This is a genomic window from Streptococcus pseudopneumoniae, assembly GCF_001074975.1.
GTDB classification, from domain to species: Bacteria; Bacillota; Bacilli; order Lactobacillales; family Streptococcaceae; genus Streptococcus; species Streptococcus pseudopneumoniae_D.
The window spans coordinates 43,604-49,907 of the sequence record NZ_JUUO01000034.1 but is presented as its reverse complement, the minus strand read 5'-3'; the positions used below and the strand labels follow the sequence as shown (position 1 = coordinate 49,907).

Genomic DNA, 6,304 nt, shown 5'->3' with positions numbered 1-6,304 from the left:
AAACTAGCCGCAGGTTGCTCAAAACACTGTTTTGAGGTTGTAGATAAGACTGACGAAGTCAGTGACTATATCTATGGCAAGGCGACGTTGACGAGGCTTGAAGAGATTTTCGAAGAGTATTAATTAAAAATCTCACTATTCATCAGGCTAAAGGAAACCTAATCATAGTGAGATTGTGAATTATAGTAGTTTTTGTATCGCTTCTTCAATTTGTTGTGGGTCTGTTTTTGAAGAGAAGCGTTCAAAGACTTGCCCATCACGATCGATGAGAAATTTAGCGAAATTCCATTCGATTCGTTTTCCTAGTGGGCCAGATTTCTGGTCTTTCAACCAAACATAGAGGGGATCTGCCTCCTTACCGTTGACCTTGATCTTGGCAAAACGTGGGAAAGTGGTTTGATAGTGTAGGCTACAGAAGGCGTTGATTTCCTCTGCGCTGCCGGGGGCTTGTCCCATAAACTGATTGCAAGGGAAGTCTAAAATCTCAAAACCTTGTTCTTGATAGCGATCATAGAGTTCTTGGAGACCTTGGTACTGGGGCGTTAAACCACATCCAGTAGCAGTGTTGACAACCAAGAGAATCTTCCCACGATAGGCATCTAGTGGAGTTTCTTGATTGTCTTGGTTCAAGACTGAAAAATCGTAAAGTGAAGTCATTGATTGCTTTTCTCCTTCTGTTTGGTATTTTTTGGAGTTTTCTCCTCCTGAAGTGATAGAAATCCGTAGGTCAGAGTTCCAAAAATGCTACCGATAATCAGGCCGTACATTAGGAAAGGACCACTTTTATCAAATTGCATGAGCAACTTCACAAAATCTGGAAGGGACATCTGCTGAACGAAGACTTTATGAAAGATGAGTAGGGTAAAGAGGCCAATCTGAAGGCCGATAAACACAACCCAGCTTCGAAATTTGATTTGGGCTTTGCTGTAGGTTTTGAGGATGATTTCTGACTTGTCATCTTTTTCCAGATGGAGTTCTTTGACGACTCTTTGAGTTTTTAAAGTAATGAAAAAAATGAGTCCAGAGTAAACGTAGGGCATGGCATAGCGAACGACCTCTATGAAGCGTCCAAATAATAGATAAAACAAGAAGAGAAAGAAGGAAGAATAAACGATTTGAACCATAGAACGGGCACAAGCCTTGTAGATAATCTCTTGTCGGCATTCATCAAAAGGGCCTTGTATGTGAAAGAGATTTCGAAGTAGGCGAGTGGTGAAGTCTTCTTTTTTCATGCTAGTAACCTCCTAAATGAGTGGTTTTACTGACTTTCTTTTACGAATTGATAGAGATAATAAAGATAAGTGATAGAAGAAAGGATAGCGATAGTGAACAGTAAATAATATTTCCAATTGCTTGAGATGACCATTAGTTGTGGTAAAGATAGAATCATAAAGCACAGTGCTAAGTTGAGTATGCGCGTTTTTTGGGAGTCGATCTTTAGATAAGTCAATCCTTTGTTGAGTGCTGGGACAAAGACTGGAAGGAGGACTATATCGTAGATTGGCAAGTTCCCTGAAACGATGATGAAGATGAGCAGTGAAGCAAACAAAAGATGATAGGTAAGTAAAGTTACTAGTGATTTCATAGGTACCTCCTAATCCTGGTCTTTTTTAGCTCTTGCAATACGAAGTGAGTCGACAATATGTATCATCACTCCGAAAAAGAAAGCTCCCAGTATAGTTTTAAAAATATGTTTTGTATTTAGAAGAGAAGTGATAAAATTTGGATTTTCACTTGTTAGGGTATCAATGAGTGGAATTATAAAAAATATCACTGTTCCATAAATCGAACCTGCTTTCAGACCATGATGACGTAACTGTTTCTTTTCTTTTTTCATGAGTTTCCTCCTAATCATTATCCTGATCTTTCTTGGCTTTTGCAATGCGACGGGAGATGAGAATCTGTATAACCACTCCGAAAAAGACAGACTGGAGGGTGCTTGAAAAAATATTTTTAAAAGCAAGAAGTGACTGAAGATAGTCCTGACTCTCACCTAGCAGTATATGGAGAAGAGGGGTTGTAAAAAAACTCATTAATCCATAGACTATTCCAGCTTTCAGACCTGGGTAATGTAGTTGCTTACTTTCTTTCTTACTTAGCATATCTGGTTCAATAGTTGTAATCCCTGTTTTTTGCATTTGGTAGGTGAGATATCCAGCAACGATGAGGGCAATCACTAAAATTAGAGGAGGATAGACTAGAGCCACTAGTTGAGGATATTTATAGGCCAGAACGAGCGGAATAAGATTGCCGAAAATCATCAGATAAAAGAGGAAGATAAAGACTTGATTGCCGATACGATCAGCCTCGCGTCGTTTGTATTCGTCAAGTGGATCAGAAATACCGTATGTGCGTTTGATGAGTTTTTCAGTGAAGGTTTCTTTTTTCATGAGTTTGCTCCTTTTTTAAAAATTATCCTCCCAAAAGAGACTGTTGAGGTCAGTTTGGAGGCTACGAGCGAGATTGAGACAGAGTTCCAGGGTTGGATTGTACTTGTCGTTTTCAATCATATTGATGGTTTGTCTCGAGACACCGATATCCTTGGCTAGCTCGAGCTGGGAAATACCCAGTTCCTTGCGAAATTCTTTCACACGGTTCATCTGTTCTCCTTTCTGATTTGTGTCGTATATATTTGACTACATTATATTCTTCTATGGAGTTAATGTCAAGCATATTTGACATATTTCTTAAAGAAATCTTACTTGTTTTTGACCTATTTGTCTGACTAGTGCAAGCTAGTCGGATTTGTGGTAAAATAGATAAGATATGACAAAAGAATTTCATCATGTAACGGTCTTACTCCACGAAACGATTGATATGCTCGACGTAAAGCCTGATGGTATCTACGTTGATGCTACATTGGGTGGAGCGGGCCATAGCGAATATTTATTAAGTAAATTAAGTGAAAAAGGCCATCTCTATGCTTTTGACCAGGACCAGAATGCCATTGACAATGCTCAAAAACGCTTGGCACCTTACATTGAGAAGGGAATGGTGACCTTTATCAAGGATAACTTCCGTCATTTACAGGCACGTTTGCGCGAAGCTGGTGTTCAGGAAATTGATGGAATTTGTTATGACTTGGGAGTGTCTAGTCCTCAGCTGGACCAGCGTGAGCGTGGTTTTTCTTATAAAAAGGACGCGCCACTGGATATGCGCATGAATCAGGATGCTAGTCTGACAGCCTATGAAGTGGTGAATCACTATGACTATCATGACTTGGTTCGTATTTTCTTCAAGTATGGCGAGGATAAATTCTCTAAACAGATTGCGCGTAAGATTGAACAGGCTCGGGAAGTCAAGCCAATCGAGACTACGACTGAGTTGGCAGAGATTATCAAGTCGGCTAAACCTGCCAAGGAGCTCAAGAAGAAGGGCCATCCTGCCAAGCAGATTTTCCAAGCTATCCGTATAGAGGTCAATGATGAACTGGGTGCTGCAGATGAATCAATCCAGCAGGCTATGGATATGCTGGCTCTAGATGGCAGAATATCAGTGATTACCTTCCATTCGCTGGAGGACCGCTTGACCAAACAGTTATTTAAGGAAGCTTCCACAGTTGAAGTTCCTAAAGGTTTGCCTTTCATCCCAGACGATCTCAAGCCCAAAATGGAATTGGTATCTCGGAAACCGATTTTACCAAGCAAGGAAGAATTGGAAGCCAATAATCGTTCCCACTCAGCCAAGCTTCGAGTGGCAAGAAAAATTCACAAGTAAGAGGAAATAATGGCAGAAAACAGAGGAACAACGAGCCAATTGCTACAAGCTCGTATAAAAAAATTTTCACGTGTTGAAAAGGCCTTTTACCTTTCAATTGCCATCACAGCCCTTGTCTTAGCAATTAGTGTAGTCTATATGCAGACAAAACTATTTCAGGTCCAGAGTGATTTGACAAGAGTCAATGCACAAATTGAAGAAAAAAAGACAGAGCTAGATGATGCCAAACAAGAAGTTAACGAATTAATCCGATCAGAACGTTTGACCGGAATTGCAAATTCACAAGACTTGCAATTGAATAATGAAAATATTCGATCGGCGGAGTAATATATGAAAACATGGAAAGAAAAAATAGTACACTTTGCCATTAAGAATCGCAGAACTCCTCTAGAAAACCGCAGACGAGTTGGAAAAAGCCTTAGTCTCTTAGCTGTCATTCTCTTTGCTGTTTTTTTGGTTAACTTTGCGGTGATTATTGGTACGGGAAAGAAGTTTGGTGTTGACCTGGTCAAAGAAGCTTATAAGGTTCATCAAACAACACGAACAGTCCCTGCTAAGAGGGGAACCATTTATGATCGTAATGGAACTCCGATTGCAGAAGATGCAACCTCCTATAATGTCTATGCTGTCATTGATAAAAAATACAAATCAGCAACGGGTAAAATTCTTTATGTAGAAGATGCCCAGTTTAATAAGGTAGCAGAGGTTTTCCATAAGTATCTGGATATGGACGAGGCTTATGTGAAAGAACAATTGTCTCAACCGAATCTGACTCAAGTTTCTTTTGGAGCAAAAGGGAATGGGATTACCTATGCTAATATGATGTCCATTAAACAGGACTTAGAATCTGCTAAGGTTGAGGGTATTAATTTTACGACTAGTCCAAATAGAAGCTATCCAAATGGACAATTTGCTTCTAGCTTTATTGGCTTAGCCCAACTTCATGAAAATGAGGATGGTAGTAAGAGTTTGTTAGGGACTTCTGGTTTGGAGAGTTCTTTAAATACCATTCTTGCTGGGACAGACGGTATTATAACCTATGAAAAAGACCGCTTAGGAAATATTGTTCCAGGTACGGAGCAAGTTACCCGACAGACTGTAAACGGGAAAGATGTCTATACGACCCTATCTAGTCCTTTACAATCTTTCATGGAAAGTCAAATGGATGCCTTCCAAGAAAAAGTCAAGGGTAAATATATGACCGCGACCTTGGTCAGTGCAAAGACCGGTGAAATCCTCGCTACCACCCAACGACCTACCTTTAATGCAGATACTAAAGAAGGAATCACTGAGGACTTTGTTTGGCGTGATATTCTTTATCAAAGTAACTATGAACCAGGATCAGCCTTTAAGGTCATGACGTTAGCTTCTTCTATTGATAATAATACCTTCCCAAGTGGAGAATACTTCAATAGCAGTGAATTCAAAATAGCGGATGCGACGACTCGAGATTGGGATGTTAATGCTGGTTTGACTACTGGTGGGATGATGACTTTCTCACAAGGTTTCGCTCACTCCAGTAATGTTGGAACGAGTCTACTTGAACAAAAAATGGGAGATGCTACTTGGTTGGATTATCTAAAACGCTTTAAATTTGGGGTTCCAACTCGCTTTGGCTTGACAGATGAATACGCTGGTCAACTTCCAGCTGATAATATTGTTAGTATTGCTCAAAGCTCATTTGGGCAAGGAATTTCAGTGACACAAACACAAATGCTTCGTGCCTTTACAGCTATTGCTAATGATGGAGTTATGCTGGAGCCAAAATTTATAAGTGCTATTTATGATACTAACAATCAGTCTGTACGTAAGTCACAAAAAGAAATAGTAGGAAATCCTGTTTCCAAAGAGGCAGCAAGCACAACTCGAAATCACATGATCTTAGTTGGGACGGACCCTCTATATGGAACTATGTATAATCACTACACAGGAAAGCCAATTATAACAGTTCCTGGACAAAATGTAGCAGTTAAATCCGGTACGGCTCAAATCGCTGATGAGAAAAATGGAGGATACTTGGTTGGTTCTACCAATTATATTTTCTCAGTTGTGACTATGAATCCTGCTGAAAATCCTGATTTTATCTTGTATGTAACGGTTCAACAGCCTGAGCATTTTTCAGGTATCCAGTTGGGAGAATTTGCCACCCCAATCTTGGAGCGGGCTTCAGCTATGAAAGAATCTCTCAATCTTCAATCTCCAGCCAAAAATTTAGATAAAGTTACGACAGAATCTTCTTATGCAATGCCTAGCATCAAGGATATTTCACCTGGTGAGTTGGCGGAAGCCTTACGCCGAAATATTGTGCAACCAATCGTTGTAGGTACTGGAACAAAGATTAAAGAGACTTCTGTAGAAGAAGGGACCAATCTTGCACCAAACCAACAAGTTCTCCTTTTATCGGATAAGGTAGAAGAAATTCCAGACATGTATGGCTGGAAAAAAGAGACTGCCGAGACCTTTGCTAAATGGTTGGATATTGAACTGGAATTTGAAGGTTCAGGTTCCGTTGTTCAGAAGCAGGATGTTCGGACTAATACAGCTATCAAAAACATTAAAAAAATTAAATTAACTTTAGGAGACTAAT

The 6,304-nt window shown here is 39.8% G+C and carries 9 protein-coding genes; 3 read left to right on the top strand and 6 right to left on the bottom strand.

All coding sequences use genetic code 11. The features are described from left to right. Positions 1-180: 180 nt before the first annotated feature. The 6 genes from ADI86_RS01865 to ADI86_RS01840 are packed head-to-tail and all read right to left on the bottom strand — an operon-like array spanning position 181 to position 2,600. Complete coding sequence (locus ADI86_RS01865) at positions 181-657, bottom strand: glutathione peroxidase (RefSeq protein ID WP_049531542.1); 477 nt, start codon at positions 655-657, stop codon at positions 181-183. After that, positions 654-1,232 (bottom strand): DUF3278 domain-containing protein, encoded by a 579-nt coding sequence (locus ADI86_RS01860; protein ID WP_049531541.1) that lies wholly within the window; start codon positions 1,230-1,232, stop codon positions 654-656. Before ADI86_RS01860 ends, ADI86_RS01865 begins: the two co-directional genes overlap by 4 nt. 26 nt (positions 1,233-1,258) lie before the next feature. Beyond that, positions 1,259-1,585, bottom strand: coding sequence for a hypothetical protein (locus ADI86_RS01855; protein WP_049531540.1), 327 nt, complete (start codon positions 1,583-1,585; stop codon positions 1,259-1,261). 9 nt (positions 1,586-1,594) lie between these two features. Further along, positions 1,595-1,837: a hypothetical protein gene (locus tag ADI86_RS01850; RefSeq protein WP_049531539.1), complete on the bottom strand. Its 243-nt coding sequence runs from the start codon at positions 1,835-1,837 to the stop codon at positions 1,595-1,597. Positions 1,838-1,847: 10 nt separating this feature from the next. After that, positions 1,848-2,390 (bottom strand): DUF3278 domain-containing protein, encoded by a 543-nt coding sequence (locus tag ADI86_RS01845; RefSeq protein WP_049531538.1) that lies wholly within the window; start codon positions 2,388-2,390, stop codon positions 1,848-1,850. A 15-nt stretch (positions 2,391-2,405) separates the two neighbouring features. Beyond that, a complete protein-coding gene (locus tag ADI86_RS01840; protein WP_001082471.1) occupies positions 2,406-2,600 on the bottom strand; it encodes a helix-turn-helix transcriptional regulator in 195 nt (64 codons plus the stop codon). Positions 2,601-2,766: 166 nt separating this feature from the next. On the opposite strand from ADI86_RS01840, the gene rsmH reads away from it, so the two are divergent. From rsmH to pbp2X, 3 genes are read left to right on the top strand one after another with little or no spacing between them, the layout of a single operon-like run. After that, positions 2,767-3,717 carry a 16S rRNA (cytosine(1402)-N(4))-methyltransferase RsmH gene (rsmH, locus tag ADI86_RS01835; protein WP_049531537.1) on the top strand — a complete coding sequence of 317 codons (951 nt, stop codon included), beginning with the start codon at positions 2,767-2,769 and terminating at the stop codon, positions 3,715-3,717. Positions 3,718-3,726: 9 nt separating this feature from the next. Beyond that, positions 3,727-4,044, top strand: a complete 318-nt coding sequence (gene ftsL / locus ADI86_RS01830) for a cell division protein FtsL (protein ID WP_045614557.1) — start codon at positions 3,727-3,729, stop codon at positions 4,042-4,044. Between the two features lie 3 nt (positions 4,045-4,047). Further along, on the top strand, positions 4,048-6,303 hold the full coding sequence (gene pbp2X / locus ADI86_RS01825; RefSeq protein ID WP_049531536.1) for a penicillin-binding protein PBP2X: 2,256 nt from the start codon (positions 4,048-4,050) through the stop codon (positions 6,301-6,303). Position 6,304: the final 1 nt, after the last annotated feature.

Bases quoted from the DNA above. Each gene is read 5' to 3' on its own strand.
- ADI86_RS01850 (WP_049531539.1), bottom strand. From the start codon at position 1,837: ATGAAAAAAGAAAAGAAACAGTTACGTCATCATGGTCTGAAAGCAGGT.
- rsmH (WP_049531537.1), top strand. From the start codon at position 2,767: ATGACAAAAGAATTTCATCATGTAACGGTCTTACTCCACGAAACGATT.
- ADI86_RS01855 (WP_049531540.1), bottom strand. From the start codon at position 1,585: ATGAAATCACTAGTAACTTTACTTACCTATCATCTTTTGTTTGCTTCA.
- ADI86_RS01860 (WP_049531541.1), bottom strand. From the start codon at position 1,232: ATGAAAAAAGAAGACTTCACCACTCGCCTACTTCGAAATCTCTTTCAC.
- ADI86_RS01865 (WP_049531542.1), bottom strand. From the start codon at position 657: ATGACTTCACTTTACGATTTTTCAGTCTTGAACCAAGACAATCAAGAA.
- ADI86_RS01845 (WP_049531538.1), bottom strand. From the start codon at position 2,390: ATGAAAAAAGAAACCTTCACTGAAAAACTCATCAAACGCACATACGGT.
- pbp2X (WP_049531536.1), top strand. From the start codon at position 4,048: ATGAAAACATGGAAAGAAAAAATAGTACACTTTGCCATTAAGAATCGC.
- ADI86_RS01840 (WP_001082471.1), bottom strand. From the start codon at position 2,600: ATGAACCGTGTGAAAGAATTTCGCAAGGAACTGGGTATTTCCCAGCTC.
- ftsL (WP_045614557.1), top strand. From the start codon at position 3,727: ATGGCAGAAAACAGAGGAACAACGAGCCAATTGCTACAAGCTCGTATA.